At 70.4% G+C, this 17,135-nt stretch carries 14 protein-coding genes; 7 read left to right on the top strand and 7 right to left on the bottom strand.

Annotation, left to right across the window (positions count from 1 at the left end):
* Nucleotides 1-208 precede the first annotated feature (208 nt).
* On the bottom strand, nt 209-790 hold the full coding sequence (locus FBZ87_RS00905; RefSeq protein WP_145608426.1) for a hypothetical protein: 582 nt from the start codon (nt 788-790) through the stop codon (nt 209-211).
* Between the two features lie 359 nt (nt 791-1,149).
* Between FBZ87_RS00905 and FBZ87_RS00900 the strand changes: the two genes are divergently transcribed.
* Nucleotides 1,150-2,469 carry an acetyl-CoA hydrolase/transferase family protein gene (locus tag FBZ87_RS00900; RefSeq protein ID WP_145608424.1) on the top strand — a complete coding sequence of 440 codons (1,320 nt, stop codon included), beginning with the start codon at nt 1,150-1,152 and terminating at the stop codon, nt 2,467-2,469.
* A gap of 20 nt (nt 2,470-2,489) precedes the next feature.
* On the opposite strand, the gene FBZ87_RS00895 is transcribed toward FBZ87_RS00900, so the two are convergent.
* Together FBZ87_RS00895 and FBZ87_RS00890 are read right to left on the bottom strand one after the other, a co-directional pair.
* Nucleotides 2,490-3,050, bottom strand: a complete 561-nt coding sequence (locus tag FBZ87_RS00895) for a MarR family winged helix-turn-helix transcriptional regulator (protein ID WP_145608422.1) — start codon at nt 3,048-3,050, stop codon at nt 2,490-2,492.
* 205 nt (nt 3,051-3,255) lie between these two features.
* Nucleotides 3,256-4,188, bottom strand: a complete 933-nt coding sequence (locus FBZ87_RS00890; protein ID WP_246134174.1) for an MlaA family lipoprotein — start codon at nt 4,186-4,188, stop codon at nt 3,256-3,258.
* A 437-nt stretch (nt 4,189-4,625) separates the two neighbouring features.
* Here FBZ87_RS00890 and FBZ87_RS00885 point away from each other — a divergent pair, with 437 nt between their 5' ends.
* The gene (locus FBZ87_RS00885) at nt 4,626-5,411 is read left to right on the top strand and encodes an EF-hand domain-containing protein (protein ID WP_186454502.1); all 786 of its coding nucleotides are present in this window, start codon (nt 4,626-4,628) and stop codon (nt 5,409-5,411) included.
* Nucleotides 5,412-5,525: 114 nt separating this feature from the next.
* Nucleotides 5,526-6,032: a TIGR00645 family protein gene (locus FBZ87_RS00880; protein ID WP_145608419.1), complete on the top strand. Its 507-nt coding sequence runs from the start codon at nt 5,526-5,528 to the stop codon at nt 6,030-6,032.
* A gap of 139 nt (nt 6,033-6,171) precedes the next feature.
* Here the strand turns inward: FBZ87_RS00880 and FBZ87_RS00875 are convergent, their stop codons facing one another.
* Nucleotides 6,172-8,058 (bottom strand): tetratricopeptide repeat protein, encoded by a 1,887-nt coding sequence (locus FBZ87_RS00875; protein WP_186454501.1) that lies wholly within the window; start codon nt 8,056-8,058, stop codon nt 6,172-6,174.
* 204 nt (nt 8,059-8,262) lie between these two features.
* On the opposite strand from FBZ87_RS00875, the gene FBZ87_RS00870 reads away from it, so the two are divergent.
* The 3 genes from FBZ87_RS00870 to FBZ87_RS00860 are packed head-to-tail and all read left to right on the top strand — an operon-like array spanning nt 8,263 to nt 12,437.
* Nucleotides 8,263-9,792, top strand: a complete 1,530-nt coding sequence (locus FBZ87_RS00870) for a glycosyltransferase family 9 protein (protein ID WP_145608416.1) — start codon at nt 8,263-8,265, stop codon at nt 9,790-9,792.
* 15 nt (nt 9,793-9,807) lie between these two features.
* The gene (locus tag FBZ87_RS00865; protein ID WP_145608414.1) at nt 9,808-11,289 is read left to right on the top strand and encodes a glycosyltransferase family 9 protein; all 1,482 of its coding nucleotides are present in this window, start codon (nt 9,808-9,810) and stop codon (nt 11,287-11,289) included.
* Nucleotides 11,286-12,437 carry a glycoside hydrolase family 99-like domain-containing protein gene (locus FBZ87_RS00860; protein ID WP_145608412.1) on the top strand — a complete coding sequence of 384 codons (1,152 nt, stop codon included), beginning with the start codon at nt 11,286-11,288 and terminating at the stop codon, nt 12,435-12,437. The genes FBZ87_RS00865 and FBZ87_RS00860 overlap by 4 nt, the downstream gene beginning before the upstream one ends.
* On the opposite strand, the gene FBZ87_RS00855 is transcribed toward FBZ87_RS00860, so the two are convergent.
* Nucleotides 12,423-13,571 carry an FAD-dependent oxidoreductase gene (locus FBZ87_RS00855; RefSeq protein ID WP_145608410.1) on the bottom strand — a complete coding sequence of 383 codons (1,149 nt, stop codon included), beginning with the start codon at nt 13,569-13,571 and terminating at the stop codon, nt 12,423-12,425. The two genes, FBZ87_RS00860 and FBZ87_RS00855, sit on opposite strands and share 15 nt — an antisense overlap.
* Nucleotides 13,572-13,651: 80 nt before the next feature.
* On the opposite strand from FBZ87_RS00855, the gene FBZ87_RS00850 reads away from it, so the two are divergent.
* Nucleotides 13,652-14,353: a TetR/AcrR family transcriptional regulator C-terminal domain-containing protein gene (locus tag FBZ87_RS00850; RefSeq protein ID WP_145608408.1), complete on the top strand. Its 702-nt coding sequence runs from the start codon at nt 13,652-13,654 to the stop codon at nt 14,351-14,353.
* A gap of 30 nt (nt 14,354-14,383) precedes the next feature.
* Here FBZ87_RS00850 and FBZ87_RS00845 read toward each other — a convergent pair whose 3' ends face one another.
* Nucleotides 14,384-15,028: a glutathione S-transferase family protein gene (locus FBZ87_RS00845; RefSeq protein WP_145608406.1), complete on the bottom strand. Its 645-nt coding sequence runs from the start codon at nt 15,026-15,028 to the stop codon at nt 14,384-14,386.
* Nucleotides 15,029-15,177: 149 nt separating this feature from the next.
* Nucleotides 15,178-17,046 (bottom strand): phosphomethylpyrimidine synthase ThiC, encoded by a 1,869-nt coding sequence (gene thiC / locus FBZ87_RS00840; RefSeq protein WP_246134173.1) that lies wholly within the window; start codon nt 17,044-17,046, stop codon nt 15,178-15,180.
* Nucleotides 17,047-17,135: the final 89 nt, after the last annotated feature.

Raw genomic sequence — 17,135 nt, 5'->3', positions numbered from 1 at the left:
GGCGCCGGGCGGCCACATCCGTGGCCTCGGCTTGTCCTGGATTTCCAGTCCGCCTTCGGCTCCCCAGAAATCTCCGGCACCCGCAGTCGCGGGCTACAGCGGCACGAGCCGCTATCTCGTGCCGCTGGTATGATCCCACAAATGAGAAGGGCGGCCCCCGGCTGGGAACCGCCCTTCACGCGTCAGACGCGTCAGACATGGGCCACGCTTAGTTCATGGCGCCCTGCATGGCGCCGGCGTCACGCTGGCTGTCGGTCACGCCGGGCAGGGCGCACATGGTGCTGACCTCGACCCAGCCGCCCTGGCCCTTGTCGCTGACCGGGGCGTCGCCTTCGCCGGCGCGCATGGCCGACTTGATCACCCACTGGCCGCCCTGGTTCTCGACCCAGGTATCGATGCCTTCCACCCGGCCCTTGCCCTGCGGCATGCCGAACACCACCGGGGCGGTCCACACGCGCGGCTCCGTGCCCTCCAGGCAGGTGGGCTTGGGCACGGTGTCGCCCGGCTTCATGGCGGTGTTCACCTTGCCGGTGCCGGTCGAGATCATGCCCTTGGGCCGCACGATGTAGGTGTGGCTCTCGGTGCTGTAGGACTGGGAAGAGGTCGTGGTGGTGGTCGCCGGGCCGATCATGCCCTCGTCACCCATGGGGGCGGGCGGCGGGGAATTGGCCTCGGGCGGGGAAATCGTGTCGTTCGGGCCGGTGGCCGGGGTATCGGCGGTCTGGGCCAGGGCCGTGCCGCCGATCAGACCGGTGGCCAACAGCGTGGCCGCAAGCAAATGCATCCGCATGTCCATCTCCTTCGTCTTCGATCAGCCGGACCCGCATGGGGCGCGCCGCGTGTGCCTAACCCCAAAGACCAGGGGAAGGTTCCCGCAATGCCCAGGGCGGCGGGAAGGCGGCGCCATCAACCGGGATCAGGGTCCGGTCTCGGTGAAACTTAGTGGTTCGATACGCGGGCGTGGATAATACTCAAGTTTGCCCTGCGGTTACTTGTGCCGCCGGATTGTGTCCGCGATTGGGCCGAATCTGGATGGTGATGGGGCTTGTTTGTTACAGCGCCCTGCCGGGTGGCGGGGCGGCGAAAACCGGATGGCGCCGGTCGGGCTTCATGCCAGGATGATCCGAACAAGCCGGACGGGAGGATGACATGGGACCATACGCCGAGGCCTATGCCGCACGCCGCATGGCGGCGGAGGCGGCCGTGGACCTGATTCCCTCCGGTTCCCGCATTGCCATGGGCCTGGGCGTGTCGCAGCCGCCGGCCCTGCTGCGCGCGCTGGCCCGGCGGGCCGAGGCGGGGCAGGTGGGCGACCTCTCGCTCTACTACCTGCTGGCCTTCGCCAACGCGGCCCCCCTGCTGCGGTCCGACCTGCGCCATCGGGTCCGGCCGGTCAGCCTGTTCCACGGCGGGCTGGAACGCGCGTTGGACAAGGAGGCGGGGTCGCACGGCCTGCCGATAGTGGATTTCATCCCCACCGCCTTCAGCCAGGCGCCGCACGTCCTCAGCCGCCAGGTGGACGTGGATGTGCTGCTGACGACCGTGGCGCCCATGGATGCGGACGGCTGTTTCAGCCTAGGCACCAACACCGACTACGCCCTGGCCGTGTCGCAGAGCGCCCGCCAGGTGATCCTGGAGGTGAACCCGGCCATGCCGCGCACCCTGGGCAATTGCCGCATTCCCCTGGATCGTGTGACCGCTCTTGTGGAAAACCCGGTGCCCCTGCTGGAGGTGCCGCCCGCCAGGATCAGGGACAACGACAGGACGATCGGCCGCCTGATCGCGGACCTGGTGGAGGATGGCGCCTGCCTGCAGATGGGCATCGGCGCCCTGCCCGACGCCGTGTGCGCCGCCCTGCACGACCGCCGGCACATGGGCATCCACACCGAACTGATGACCCCCGGCCTGGCGGAGCTGATGCGCCGGGGTGCGGTCGACAACAGCCGCAAGGCCATCCACACAGGACGGACGGTATTCACCTTCGCCATGGGGGACCGGGCGCTGTACGACTTCCTCGACGGCAACCCGGACTGCGAGGCGCAGCCGGTGGACTATGTGAACAACCCGGCGGTGATCGCCCGGAATGACACCGTGGTCTCCGTCAACGCCACGCTGGAGGTCGACCTGCAGGGCGCCTGCAATTCCGAATGCCTTGCCGGCTGGCAATACAGCGCCGCGGGCGGGCAACTGGATTTCGTGCGCGGCGCCTCGGCCTCGACGGGCGGCAAGTCCATCATCGCCTGCCATTCCACCGCCGCCGGCGGCACCGCCTCGCGCATCGTCCCGCGCCTGACCGGGCCGGTGACGACGCCGCGCAACGATGTCCAGTACGTCGCCACCGAATTCGGGGTTGTGAACCTGCGCGGCCTGACGCTGGCGGAGCGCGCGCGGGCGCTGATCGGCATTGCCCATCCCGACTTCCGCGAGGGGCTGGAACGGGCGGCGTACGCCGCCGCCCGGGGGTGCTGATCCCGGGGTGCCGAAAGGCCTCAGGAGGCTTTGGCCGGCCCCCCGGCCCCCGCCGGCAGGCCGATCTCCTCCGGCGTGGGGTCGTAGGCGTTGACGTGGGGGATGCGGGCCTGCAGGCGGCCCAGCAGGTTGATCAGGGTATCGACCTCGCGCGGGCTGAGGTCGGCCAGCAGGCGCCGCTCCCGCTCCAGCGCCATGACCAGGATGCGGTCGTGCAGGTCGCGGCCGGCCACCGTCAGGGCGGCCTCGCGGCCCCTCGGCTCCGCCGGGCGGAACTGGATCAGGCCGCGATCCTCCATGAGGGCATAGCTGCGGCTGACGGCGGCCTTGTCCATGCCGATGAGCTGGCAGATGCGGGCGGCGGTGCACCATGGCTCCGCCACCAGGTGGACGATGATGCGCCACTCCACCACCCCGATGCCGAAGTGCTTGAAGTACAGGCGCGAGGCGCCGCTGGACAGCTTGTTGGCGATGGAATTCAGGAAGGCCGGGACATAGCGCTCCATGTCCAGTTTGGGGCCCATATCCAGGGTCAGGTCGCTGACCGGCAGCGCCATCGGCTGCGGGCGGGGAAGGGGCATGGTGGGTCCTGTTCCTCGTGCGTGACCCCGTCTTCGGGGGGTCTTGTTCCCACGAAGCCAGGGCAGGGGCGCTGGCCGCGCCCCTGTCCCAAGCTTGTGATCACAATGACCTTGGCACCACGGGCCCAAATGCACAAGGCCTGGTGCGCGGGGCGAACCGTGCACCAGGCCTTGAGGATGAGGCTTCTAATCCGAACGGGAGGGCTTACTTGCTGTCATAGTCCGGGATGGACGGGAACTGGTCCGGGTCCACCTTGCCGTTGCGGATGTAGTTGTTCTGCCGCTGGCGGTACAGCGAGCGCATGGTGGCGTAATAGTCCACGCTGTTGCGCTTCATGTCGTCCAGCACGTCCAGGTACTGGGCGCGCAGATCGACGGCGTAGACGCCGGCGCGGGTGTAGCTGGCCCAATCGTCGTGGGTATTGCTGAGATAGCGCGACACGGGGTCGCCATAGGCCTCGACACCAAAGCCCACGGCGTCACGCAGGGTGGAGGGGCCCAGGACAGGCAGCACCAGATAGAAGCCTTCGGGCACGCCCCAGACCGCCAGCGTCTGGTCGAAGCTCTCATACTCGTAGGTCAGGCCGTGGTCGCCCGCCACGTCGATCAGGCCGCCCAGGCCGATGGTGGAATTGATGAGGAAGCGCTCGGTGGCGACCTCGGCGCCGTCCCAGTCACCCTGCAACAGCTTGTTGGCCAGGGTCAGGGGGGAGCGCAGGTTCCATAGCACGTTGCGGATGCCCGTCTGGGCGAAGTCCGGCATCACCGTGCGGTAGACCTTGGCGGCCGGGCGCAGCAACACCGTGTCCACGCCCTCGTTGAACCAGAAGATGGCGCGGTTCATGCCCTCTAGCGGATCGTTGGCGTCCTCTTCCTGGGAGGCGGCGATGGCGGCGCGCGCCTCTGCCGTCTTGGCCTCGGCCACCTCGGTGCGGGCGCCATCGCCGTCGGGCGCCGGGGCGTCAGGCGTAACCGCCGCCTGCGGCGGCTGCGGCTGGGTCTCCTGGGCATGGGCGCCGGCGGACAGCGGCATGGGCAGCGCCAGCATGCCCAGCAGGGCGGCGGCCGTCAGGCCCAGGCGCCGGCGGGACCGGGCGGGAACGGTGGTGGAAGCGACGGGGAAACCGGGACGCAGCATCGGGGGGATGCCTCCAGCAGCGGGATAGGAACGGCCGGAACCGGCCGGAGGGATGGGATGCCGACTGGACGGGGCATGCGGGCCCCGCTCCATGCGGATGGGACGGCGCGATCCTGTCTCGCCGCCACCGACTTAACCATAACGGTGAGCCCGCCCGGCAAAAATGAGAAAATCAGGGCCCCTGTTGCCGCGCGCGCATGGCGGCTTTGCCATTTAGGGGGCGTTGTAAAAGCGTTGTTTACCAACGGGGCAGGCCAAATCATGCTGCGGATGGCCTGCATTGCCGCGCGGAGCCCGACAGTTTGCGGGGTCTCAAGCGTGCAAGGGCCGGTTACCAGCGCCGGTCCGGTGCGGGCGTCCCCGTGCCGCCCGGGCCGGCGACGGCCCCGGGGACGGTTTCACGACAGCGCATCCCGCGCAACATAAAGGAACACCCGATGCATCGCCCCCCAGCACGTCGCCGCACCCTGATTCGCCCGGCCCTGCTGGGCGCGTTGGCGCTGACGGCGGCGTGCTCCAGCCACAAGACCTTCTACACCGTCACCACGCCCCTTGGGCAGACGCTGGGTCGCACCACGTCGGAGGACGCGGCCAAGGTGTCGCTGCGCGCCTGGTTCAACCGCGTGGACACCAATCAGGACGGCAAGCTGTCGCGGGAGGAATTCCAGGCCGAGGCCGACGCCGTTTTCGCGCACTACGACCTGAACGGCGACGGCGCCCTGAACGTGACCGAGCTGGAGAAAGTGCGACGGGCGGATCGCATGGCCCTGATGGGGCATGGTGCCCCCGAGGGCGGCCCCCATGGCGGTCCCCCCCAGGATGGCCCCGACGGGGGACCCGGCGACGCGCCGGGCGCCGGTCCCGAGGGTGCATCGCCTGATGGTCCTTCCGGCGGTGGTCGCGGTCCCGGCGGGATGGGTGGGGGCATGGGCGGCGGTATGGGCGGCGGCGGCCGGGGTGGGGTCGATCCCATCATGGCGGCCGACACCAACCTGGATTTCCGCGTGACGCGCGATGAGTTTCGCGCCTACGCCCGCGCCTTGTTCGAGGTCATCGACGCCAACCACGATGGCCAGCTGACCATCGAGGAGATCGAGAAGGTCGACCTCAGCACCCAGGAACCGGGCGGCGGCGGCCGGGGCGGCGGGGGTGGCATGGGCGGTGGCGGCCGGCATGGCGGCGGTCGCGGCGGCATGGGCGGGGGCGGTCCCGGCGGGATGTAAGTCCCCGCACTCTCCCGACGAAGGCGGTCGAAATCGGCCGCCGGAATCGGGTAATGTCGTCGCCGATCAAGCATTTGGCCGCCCGCCCGGCGGTCGCCCTTCGGAAGGACGCCCATGGACCGGTGGATCGAAAGCGTGCTGTTCGCCAGCCGCTGGCTGCTCGCCCCCCTTTACCTTGGCCTGGTGGTGGCCCTGCTGCTGCCGCTGGCGGGCTTCGTCCATGAGCTGTGGGAGCTGATCAACCATCTGGCCAGCGCCACCTCGCATGAAATCATCCTGGGCCTGCTGTCGCTCATCGACCTGTCGCTGATCGCCAACCTGGTGCTGATGGTGATCTTCGCCGGCTATGAGAACTTCGTTTCCAAGATCAGCGTGGCCAGCCACCACGACCGCCTGGAATGGATGGGCGAGGTGGATTTCGGTGGGCTGAAGCTGCGCCTCATCGCCTCCATCGTCGCCATCTCCGGCATCCAGCTGCTGCGCGCCTTCATGAGCGTCAGCGACTACAGCGACCGCGACCTGATGTGGTCCACCGTCATCCACGTGGTGTTCGTCGCGTCCGGCGTGCTGCTGGCCCTCATGGACTACCTGACGGAAAAGGCTCACAAGCTGGGACAGTAATACGGGTTCCTCACGCGCCGGCAGCCGCATCCGCGGCTTTGGCTGATCCTCGATTTCCAGTCCGCCTTCGGCTCCCCAGAAATCTCCGGCGGCCCCGGTCGGGGCCTACAGCGGCATGTTTCATGCCGCTGGTGGTGGGTCAGTGCGCCTTCAGGGCAGCCACCACCTGGCGGATGACGGGGGCCCAGTCGCCCTGCCGGTCTTGCCGGAACAAGCGCGTGGCCGGGTACCAGGGGGTGTCCTGGCTGTTCAGGCGCCAGCGCCAGTCAGGGGCATAGGGCAGCAGTAGCCACACGGGCCGGCCCAGCGCCCCGGCCAGGTGCGCCACCGCCGTGTCCACGGTGATCACCAGGTCCAGCCCGGTCAGCAATGCTGCGGTGTCGGTGAAGCCGTCCAGCGCCACGTCGGTCACGCCCAGGGCCGCCAGCACCTCCTCATCGCCCCGCCGGCGGTCGGCCTGCACCGGCCACAGCGTCACGCCGGGCAAGGCCGCCAGGGGGCCGGCCAGGTCGGCCAGGGGCATGCTGCGCAGCCGGTCGGCCCGGTGCCTGGGGTTGCCGGACCAGGCGAGGCCTACATTGAGGGCGTCCGTACCCAGCCGTCCTGCCCAGGCGCGGACGCGATCGGCCTCGGCCTTGAGGTAGGGCGCCGGCATCGCCAGCCCGGCGGCCTCCTGTATGCCCAGTGCTGCCGGCAGGCTCATCAGCGGCACATGCAAATCGAAGGCGGGCAGGGGGCATCCCCGTGCCACCACGTCCACATCTCTGTGCGCCAAGCTGCCGCGCAACAGGGCCAGCAGGGGCGGCTGCACCTCCAGCACGATGCGGCCATCGCCGGGCAGGCGGTTGAGGAAGCGCACGAATTGCAGGGTGTCGCCCAGGCCCTGCTCGGCGTGCACCAGCAGGGTGCGACCGCCGAGGTCCTCCCCCCGCCATTCGGGTACGGCAAAGCCCCGGTCCGCCAACTCCTCCACCCCGCCGCGCCAGCGCCAGGCGTAGGCCGGCCAGCCCCGCGCGTCGTCGCCGGCCAGCAGCCAGGCCAGCGCCTGGTTGAAGCGCACCACGCCGTTGTCGGGGGCCAGGGTGGCCGCCCGGGTGTGGACGGCCAGCGCCTCCACGACGTCGCCCTGTTCCGCCAAAGCCTGGCCCAGGTTGGACATGCAGGTCGCGTCCTCCGGCGCCAGGGCCACGGCGCGGCGATAGCTGTCCACCGCGGCTGCACCCTGTCCCGCCAGTTGCAGGGCGGTGCCCAGGTTGACGTGCACGTTGGCGGTGTCGGGGGCCAGTTGGACGGCGCGGCGGTGCAGGGCCAGCGCCTGGTCCAGCTGGCCGTCGGCCTGCAGGGCCAGGCCCAGGTTGGTCAGGGCGTCCGGCCAATCGGGCGCCAGGTGCAGGGCGCGGGCGTAGGCGGCGATGGCCTCCGCCGCGCGGCCCTGGTCGGCCAGCACGTTGCCCAGGCCCAGGAAGGCCGGGGCGTTGTCGGCGTCACAGCGGATGGCGTCGGCATAGGCGGCCAGGGCGGCGGCCGTGTCGCCCGCCGCCTCCAGCGCCATGCCCAGGGTGACGCGGATGTCGGCGTCGGCGGGCTTCAGGGCGGCGGCCATGCGGAAAGCGGCGATGGCGCCGGGCAGCTGGCCCAGGGCCTGGCGCGACAGTCCCAGGCGCAGGTGCGCGTCGGCATCGCCCGGCTGCAGGAACAGGATGCGCTGGTAGGCGATGACGCTGTCGGCCAGGTGGCCCAGGGCGTGGAAGGCGTCGCCCAGGGCGCGCAGGGCGGGGACGTTGCCGGGCTGGGCCGCCGCCACGCCGGCCAGCATCTCCGCCCCCTCCACCAGGCGCCGGGTGCGGCAGAGGATGACGCCCAGCAGGTGCAGCACGGCCGTCTCGTTGGGCAGGCGGCGCAGGATAAGGCGGCACAGCCTTTCCGCCTCATCCAGGCGCCCGGCGCGGTCATGGTGCTGCGCCTGCCCGAACAGGGCCGCCAGCTCCGGCGACACCATCAACCGTTCCTTGGATACCGCCGTCATGTCGCCGCCCCCGCTTCCCCATCCTACCACTGTGGCGGCAAGTCGGGCGGCCCACCACCGGCGGGGCGGCGACCGCCCCTTGCGCAAATACCGCGCCTGTTTTGGCGGCCCCATCCGTGTAGCTAAAATTGAATCTATTTTTGCCGGTGCCACCCGGGGGGCAGAATCCGGGAGCGGGGCGCCGGCTCATCCGTGGGGGCGGCGATGCTGAGCAGTCTGGCGATAACGGCCGGCGGGGTGGAATCCTTCGACTTCCGCTTTTCCGTCGGCGCGCTTACGCCCAACGACATCCTGGACAGCGCCACCACGCCCCCCGGCCGCTACGTGTGGGAGGTGGCGCGCCGCACGCTGGCCGCCTGTCCCACCGCCGACGCCGTGGTCGTCGCCAACCCCATCTTGCCCATCCGCGCCAGCCGCTTGGCGAAGCTGGTGCTGGCGGGCGGGCCGCTGCCCGCCCCGGCCGTGGTGACGGACGAGGGCACTTTCCCCATCGCCTACATCTTGCCGCGCCGACTGCTGGATGAGGGCCTGGGCCGCTTCCTCTGTCTGCTGTCGGTCAGCCGCTCCGCCGCCGACGCCCAGTTGCTGTCGCGCCTGACGGGCGGCGGCTTCGTGCCGCGCCGGCCCACCACCTTGCGCGCCATCGGGTCCCTGCCGGAAAGCACGCCCCAGGGCTTCATCCTGGCCGACAACCTGGAGGCCTGGCTGGTCCAATGCGTCAACGCCGTGAAGCTGATGCGGGCGCGCGACGACTGGCGCGACCTGCCCTTCGCCGCCCATCACCCGGGCCATGCCGGCGACGTGCTGTTCTTCAGCTTGGCCTCCCGCCTGGTGCCGGACGAACACCTGGCCTTCCAGTCCCAGGTGGTGTGCCGGGCCTACCTGGACATCTTCCAGGACTGCGGCAACCGGCTGGCGCCCATCGTGCTGGACATCCCGCCGGCGCCGCGCAACACCGACGTGGGCGACGGCCGCTATTTCATCGACAGCTTGGCCCACCTGCCGCCGGGGGTGGATGAGGAAACCTTCATCGTCTTCTCCCGCTATTCCAAGGCCTACGCCAAGTCACCCTTCAACCTGATCGACCATGCGCGGTTCAGCCTGGGCGACCCGGTGGCCACCTTCGCCGACACGCTCTATGCCCGCGCGCCCACCGTCCAGCACCACCCGGCATCCCTGCCGCCCGGCGGCCCCATGCGGGTGCTGATGCAGCTGACCGGCGGCTGGGAACTCAAGACCTATCCGGCCAAGGACCGCCGCGTGCTGATCCGTGCCCTAGTCGGCCTGGGGTGCGTCGTCAGCGTCATCGACCTGCCCGACGCCGCGGCCGACGGCGCCACCGTGGTGACGGCCGGCAGTACCGGCGCATTGAAGGCCCTGCTGGACGACCATCACGTCTTCCTCAGCGTCGACAGCTTCCCCCTGCATTTCGCCAGCCAGATCCTGGGCCATCCCACCGTCGCCATCTTCGGCTGCACCGCCCCCGGCAATTCCGATGCACCCCGGCGTCCGGGCTACCGCCTGCCGGCCCCCGCCTTGCCCTGCGGCCCCTGCGGCTGCCTGGACTATTGCCCCCTGCTGATGACCCGCGACTGCGCCAACCAGCCGCGCCCGGCCCAGCTGGTGGCCGCCATCCTGGAGGTGGCGGCCGAGGTCTACGGCGCCGGCCCGGCCTCCGTCCTGGGCCTGGGCGACGCGGCCCAAGACAACGCGGCCCAAGACAACGCGGCGTAGGAAGGGGCAGGGACCATGCTGGGCGGTGTCGCGATTACCGGTGGGCGGATGGAGGCGTTCGACTTCCGCTACTCCATGGGCGAGCTATCGCGGGGGGAACTGCTGGACAGCGCCACCTCACCCCCCGGCCGTTATGTGTGGGAGGTGGCGCGCCGTACCCTGGCGCGCGTGCCCGGGGCCGACGCGGTGGTGACCGGCAACCCGCTGCTGGCCTCGCGCGGTGCCCGGCTGGCCGACTTGCTGCGCGGTGGCGACACCCTGCGCTGCCCCTGTGTGCTGACGGATGCGGAGACTTTTCCCGTCGCCTATGTCCTGCCTCGCGCCCTGTTCGACCAGGGCCTGGGCCGCTTCCTGTGCCTGCTGTCCGCCAACCGGGCGGCGACCGACGCGCAGCTGCTGTCGCAACTGACCGGCCAGATCGTGCCTCGGCGCCAGACGCCGCTGAAGCCGCTGGCGCCGCTGCCCAAGATCACCGCTCAAGGCTATATCCTGGGCGACAATCTGGCGGCCTGGCAGGCGCAATGCGCCGATGCCGTGCGGCTGATCCGCACGCGGGCGGACTGGCGCCGGCTGCCCTTCGCCGCCCACCACCCGGGCCATGCCGGCGACGTGCTGTTCTTCAGCCTGGCCTCCCGGCTGGTGCCGGCGGGGCAACTGGCCTTCCAGCGCCAGGTGGTCTGTCGCGACTATCTCGACATCTTCCAGGATTGCGGCAACCGGCTGGAGCCCATCGTGCTGGACATCCCGGCCGTCAGCCGCACGGGGGAGGTGTCCGACGGCCGCTATTATCTGGACAGCCTGGCGCACATTGACCCCGGGGTACGGGCCGGGACCTTCATGGTCTATTGCCGCTTCTCCAAATCCTATTCCCGCACGCCCTTCAACCTGGTGGACCAGGCGCGCTTCGCCCTGGGCGATCCGGTGGCGACGCTGGAGGATACGCTCTACCGCCGCGCGCCCGTGAAGGCCGGCCGCTGCACCCTGCCGCCGGCGCCCTTGCGGGTGCTGATGCAGTTGTCGGGCGGCTGGCCCCTGAAGGCCTATCCCAGCGCTCAAGCCCGGGTGCTGATCCGGGCCCTGGTCCGCCTGGGCTGCGCCGTCACGGTGCTGGACGCGCCGGGGCTGGCCGCGGACGGCGCCACCCCGGCCAGCGCCGGCAGCACCGGCCGGCTGGCGGCCCTGATCCGCGACCATCACGTCATGGTCAGCGTCGACAGCTTTCCCCTGCATTTCGCCAGCCAGATCCTGGGCCATCCCACCGTGGCGGTGTTCGGCCCCACCTTTCCCGGCAATTCCGACGCGCCCCGGCGCGCGGGCTATCGCCTGCCCACGCCGGCGCTGCCCTGCGCCCCCTGCGGCGGCTATAAGGCCTGCCCGCTGGATGAGGGGCCGGGATGCCGGAACCACCCGGCGCCCGCCGACCTGGTGGCCGCCATCCTGGAGGTGGCGGCGGAGGCCTATGGCACCCCCGTCCGTGAAAGAGGAGACGCGGCATGATCCCGCCCCTGAACCTGCGTGTCCTGGCGTTCTTCGACGCCCGGTTCCAGTCGTCCGGCCCGCTGCGGCAGGCGCTGGGCGGCGGTGATCCCTGGGCGCGGGCGCTGGACGCCTACCCCGCCCGGCGCCACCACAGCCCCCTGCTGCAACCGGGCAAGGCGCTGGGCCGCTACGATCTGGCGGACGCGGCCGGCGCCGGCCGGGTGGTGGCGGTGGCGCGCGCCACCGGCATCGGTGGTTTCGTCCTGGATTGCCACCGGCTTGAGGGCGGTTACCTCACGGGGGCGGAGTGCCTGGACGCCTGGTGTGATGACGATTTCGGCCTGGCCTTCCGCTGGACGCCGGCGCCGGTGGACGACCCGGCCTCCGACGCAGCCGCCCTGATGGCGGCCATTGCCGGTTTCAGCCCTTTGTTGGCCGACGGCCGCCAGGTGCTGGTGGTGAATGAGCCCTACACGATGCCCGACCCGGCGGGCACGGTGGCCCTGCTGCGCCAGGCGGCCGCCGCGGCCGGCCTGAGCGGCCTCTACCTTATCGCCACGGCGGCGGAGGTGCGCGGCGGCCTGCTGGATGCTGGCTTCGACGCCTTGCTGGACCCAAGCCCGGCGCAGTGGCGCTCCTGCAAGCCGGCGGAGCTGCTGAACGGCTATACCTTCCTGCAGGCGGAGGCGGGGCATGCCGACGGCGGCATGTTCGACGACACTATCATGAGCTATGCCCAGTTCGTGAACAGCCGCATGGTCGACCGCCCCAGCCGGGGCAAGGTCTTCCCCCGCGTGATGCTGGACTTCGCCGACTGGCCCGACCATCCCCAGGGCGGCGCGACGCTGCTGGCCAGCACCAGCTCCGTGCTCTACCGCCGCTTCCTGGCTGGGGCCATGGTCCATGTCGCCCAGCATTTCCCGGAAGCGGAGCGGCTGGTCTTCATCGACAGCTGGAACCATTGGCGCCAGCGCAGCCAGATCGAGCCCACCACCCAGTTCGGCAGCACCGTGCTGGATGAGACCGCCAACGGCATCCGCCAGGGCGGCTACGTCGCCCTGACCCGTGTGGGCCAACCCACCCCCGGCCGCTCGCCCGGTGTGGATTACGACGCCATCGCCGCCCTGTGCCGCGAGATCGAGGAGGAACTGTCAGCCTTCCCCTGAGGCATCCCGGCGTGCGAAGGCGCCGGCGAAGAAGTCGAGCAAGCCGAAGGGCGCGCTGTCGCCCAGGCAGAGGTCCAGGATGCGGTGCGCGCCGGCGGCCGCCACCGCGCCGCGCGGGAACATCACGGACTCATAGACGGCCAGCGCCGCCTCGATATCGCCGGGGTGGGCCGCGATGGCCTGCGCCAGCTCAGCACCATCCAGCATGGCCAGGTTGGCGCCTTCGCCGGCCGGCGGCGCGAGGTGGGCGGCGTCCCCCAGCAGCGTCACGCCCGGCACCCGGCTCCAGCGGTGGCCGATGGGCAGGGTGTGGAGCAGGCGCGGCACGGGCGGCGTGTCGCTGTGGGTGATCAGCGTGGTCAGGGCCGGGGCCCAGCCGTCGAACTCGGCCGCGATGCGGGCCTTGGCGGCGGCCGCGTCGCCGAAGTCGATGGCGGCGATCCATTCCGCCGGCCGCCGCAGCCCGATATAGGCGTGCAGCGTGCCGCCGGGCTCACGGTGGGCGAAGATGCCCCGGCCGGGCGTCATGGCGAACATCCCACCGCCGCCCACCGCCTGGGCCGTCGCCGGATATCGCGCGTCGGCATCGAACAGGTAGGTATCGATGAAGGTGGCGCCGGCATAGGCGGGCGTGGCGTCTGACAGCAGCGGCCGCACCTTGGACCAGGCGCCATCGGCCCCGACCAGCAGGCCGGTGGTCACGCTGGCCCCATCCGTGAAGGTCAGTTCATGCTGCCCGTCGCCCAGCGCCGCCACGCGCGCCAGCTTCCGGCCCCACTGGACGGTTCCCGCCGGCAGGCTGTCCAACAGCAGGCGCCGCAGCTCCCCCCGCAACACTTCGGGCCGGCCGCCCGTGCCGTCGTCCGGCTGGTCCATCAGCACGGCGCCCTGGGGGTCCAGCACCCGCGACGCCTCCCCACCGGCATGGATCAGGGCGCGAAACGGGTCGAACAGGCCGGCGGCCTTCAGCGCCAGCTGCCCGTCCCGCTCATGGATGTCCAGCATGCCGCCCTGCGTGCGGGCACCGGCCGACGCCTCCGCCTCATAGACGATCGCGGGGAGGCCGTGGACATGCAGCACGCGGGCGAGGGTGAGACCGCCCAGGCCGGCGCCGACGATGGTGACGGGTGTCATCTTGCTTCCTCAAAGGGATTGGAACGATGTTCCATAGATATTTAATTGGAACGGCGTTCCATGAATGTCAAGATGATCCCATGACGAAACGGACCGACCGGCGCGCGGACGCGCTTTCCAGGGAAAGGATCGTGGGGGCGGCGATCGCCATCCTCGATGCAGGCGGCGAAGGCGCCTTGACCTTCCGCGCGCTGGCGGCCCGCCTGGCGACAGGCAGCGGGGCCATCTACTGGCATGTCGCCGACAAGGACGCGCTGTTGGCGGCGGCCACCGACCACGTCGTCACGCGGGCCATGGCAGGGGCGATATCCGGGGCGATATCCGGGGCCATATCCGAGACCGGGGCCGGCGGGGCGGACCCGCGCGAGGCCATCCGGGTCATCGCCCTGGCCATGTTCGACGCCATCGACGCGCACCCTTGGGTGGGCGCCCAGTTCTCCCGCGCGCCGTGGCAGCCGGCGATGCTGCGGGTGTTTGAGGCCATAGGCGGCCGGCTGTGGCAACTGGGCGTGCCGGAGGGGGCGTGGTTCAACGCCTGGTCGGCGCTGGTGACCTATATCTTCGGCGCCGCCGGGCAGAACGCGGCGAACGCGCGCCTGCAGGCGCCGGGGACGGATCGGTCGGCGGCGCTGGCGGACATCGCCGGGGGATGGGCGCGGCTGGATCCGGCCGACTATCCCTTCCTGCGTCGGGTGGCGCCGCAGCTGGCCGCGCACGATGACCGTGACCAGTTCCTGGCCGGCGTCGACCTCATCCTCGCCGGCATCGGGACGGTGCGATAGGCGGTTCCCCGGCGGCTCCGCGGCGGAGGATCACGACGCCGTCGCGGCGGCGGCCCAGGCCTTGGTGGCCTGGCAGGTGTCCATGGCCCGTCGATAGGCGTCGCGGCCGCTGGTGCGGGCGATGTAGGCGCGCTGCGCCTCGTTGAGGGTGTAGCCGCCGGCCCGCTGGGCGAACTCAAGCGCGTAGGTCACGGAAATGTCGGCCGCCGTGAACGTCGCGCCGGCCATGTAGGGCGCGCGCGCCAGCTGGCGCGTCACCAGCCGCAGCCGGCTCTCGAACACCTCCAGCGCCTTGAGGGCGCCCCAGTTCCGGCGCTCCGCCTCGGGCGCCAGGTTGCGGCTGACGACGACGAAGTACATCGACGCGGCCAGGCCGGCTTCGCCCAGGTGCAGGAATTGCTGATAGGCGGGGAAGGCGGCATCCTGCGCGGCCGGCGCCAGCGGCGTGGGCCCGTACCGCGCGATCAGATATTCCATGATTGCGATGGACTCGACCAGGGTGGCATCGCCGTCCTGGAGCGCCGGGATGAAGCCGGCCGGGTTGATGGCCAGATACTCCGGATCGTTCTCGACGCCGGCGAGCAGATCCACCGGTCTCAGCCGATAGGGCAGCCCCATTTCCTCCAGCAGCCAGACGACGCGGAAGCCCCTTCCTTCGCCGAAGACGGTGATCATGTCCACGATCCTCCCTGTCTGAACCCGTGCCTGTCTGAACCCGTGGCCCGCGCATCAGGACACGGGCCCGGCACAAAGGACAATCCCCACCGGCGGGGTACCGGTGGGGACTGAACGGACTTCGGGATGTTGAACCCGGGATGTGTGCCTCAGGGCGTGTGATAAATCTCCGCCCCCTGCGCCAGGAAGGCCTCCGACATCTCGGCCATGCCCTTCTCGGCTTCGACGAAGCTGCCCTCCACGCCGGCCAGGTCGCGCACCTCCTGGCTGATCTTCATGGAGCAGAACTTCGGCCCGCACATGCTGCAGAAGTGCGCCAGCTTGGCGCCGTCGGCGGGCAGGGTCTGGTCGTGGAACTTTTCCGCCGTTTCCGGGTCCAGCGACAGGTTGAACTGGTCGCGCCAGCGGAACTCGAACCGGGCGCGGCTGAGCGCGTCGTCGCGCAGGCGGGCGGCGGGGTGGCCCTTGGCGAGATCCGCCGCGTGCGCCGCCACCTTGTAGGTGACGACACCCACCTTCACGTCGTCGCGGTCGGGCAGGCCCAGATGCTCCTTGGGCGTCACGTAGCAGAGCATGGCGGTGCCGAACCAGCCGATCTGGGCGGCGCCGATGGCGCTGGTGATGTGGTCGTAGCCGGGCGCGATGTCGGTGGTGAGCGGCCCCAGCGTGTAGAACGGCGCCTCGCCGCACCACTGCAGCTGCAGGTCCATGTTCTCCTTGATCTTGTGCATGGGCACATGGCCCGGGCCCTCGATCATCACCTGCACGTCGTGCTTCCAGGCGATCTGCGTCAGCTCACCCAGTGTCTTCAGCTCGGCGAACTGGGCGGCGTCGTTGGCATCCGCGATGCTGCCGGGGCGCAGGCCGTCGCCCAGCGAGAAGGCCACGTCATAGGCCTTCATGATCTCGCAGATTTCCTCGAAGCGGGTGTAGAGGAAGTTCTCCTTGTGGTGCGCCAGGCACCACTTGGCCATGATGGACCCGCCGCGCGAGACGATGCCGGTGACGCGCTTGGCCGTCAGGGGGATGTGGGCCAGGCGCACGCCGGCATGGATGGTGAAATAGTCCACGCCCTGCTCGCACTGCTCGATCAGGGTGTCGCGGAACACCTCCCACGTCAGGTCCTCGGCCTTGCCGTTCACCTTCTCCAGCGCCTGGTAGATGGGAACGGTGCCGATGGGCACGGGGCTGTTGCGAATGATCCATTCGCGGATGGTGTGGATGTTGCGGCCGGTGGACAGGTCCATGACCGTGTCGGCCCCCCAGCGGATGGCCCACACCAGCTTGTCCACTTCTTCCGCGACGCTGGAGGTGACGGCGGAATTGCCGATGTTGGCGTTGATCTTGACCAGGAAGTTGCGGCCGATGGCCATCGGCTCCGATTCCGGGTGGTTGATGTTGTTGGGGATGATGGCGCGGCCGCGCGCGATCTCATCCCGCACGAACTCCGGCGTCACGAAGTCCGGGATGGATGCCCCGAAGCTTTCGCCGTCGCGCTCCAGCTGTTCCTTCAGCGCCTGGCGGCCCAGGTTCTCGCGGATGGCGACGTATTCCATCTCCGGCGTCACGATGCCGGCGCGGGCGTAGGCCAGCTGCGTCACCGCCCTGACAACACCCCCGGGGCCATCCTTGGCGCGCAGGGGCAGGCGGCCGGCGCGGTCGAACACCGGCACGGGGCTGCTCTCGCCCTCCTTCAGGCCGTTGTCCACCGCCTTGACGGCGCGGCCCTCATAACGCTCCACATCGCCCCGGCCCTCGATCCAGGGGCGGCGCAGCTCCGCCAGGCCCAGGCGGATGTCCGTGGTCACGGCCGGGTCGGTGTAGGGGCCGGACGGGTCGTAGACGCGCACCGGCGGCTCATTGGCGCTGGGGCTCAGGTCGATCTCGCGCATGGCCACGCGCAGGTCGGGGTGCAGGGTGCCCGGGATGTGGACCTTGCGGGAGGCGGGCAGGGGCCCGGTGGTGACGGTGAAGCCGTCGTTCGCCGGAATCGCGGCCGGGGTCAGGGTATCGGGCATAGGGTCGTGCTCCTCCGTAGTCCGGCGCCCTTGGCTCTCTGGCCGCTGATGCGTCCGGCACGTCACATGTCGCCAACCCGGGGCAACGA

Origin of the sequence: Nitrospirillum amazonense, from assembly GCF_007828035.1 — a bacterium.
GTDB classification, from domain to species: Bacteria; Pseudomonadota; Alphaproteobacteria; order Azospirillales; family Azospirillaceae; genus Nitrospirillum; species Nitrospirillum amazonense.
This window is presented reverse-complemented; position numbering and strand designations above follow the sequence as displayed.